The 280-nt window shown below is 41.4% G+C and carries 1 protein-coding gene; it reads left to right on the forward strand.

Going from position 1 to position 280, the window contains the following annotated elements; translation table 11 throughout:
- The coding region (locus tag P6709_RS19865) for a hypothetical protein (protein ID WP_278242630.1) at positions 1-280 on the forward strand (280 nt) is incomplete at both ends.

Consider the following 280-nt stretch of genomic DNA (forward strand, 5'->3'; position numbering starts at 1 on the left):
GATTTTTTGTGGTCAATTGGTCATTCCCATTTATAAAAATGCTTTCTGCAACAGCCGTTGGGATCGCCCATGGTATGAGAACAGAGGCTCTTACAACACCATATACCTGCTCTCCAATTGCATGTGTCTCATCGTTTGAACGCAGATACGAAATAGCAATTCCAAAAATAATGGCTAAGCCGAAAATTGCCGAGTATCATTTTACGACAATTGCCCCGAATTTAGCTAGGGCTGCTAATATATTTGACACATTAAATGTCCCAAGCAGCTGCGTTTCGAC

Origin of the sequence: Jeotgalibacillus sp. ET6 (assembly GCF_029667115.1) — a bacterium.
Lineage (GTDB): Bacteria > Bacillota > Bacilli > Bacillales > Jeotgalibacillaceae > Jeotgalibacillus.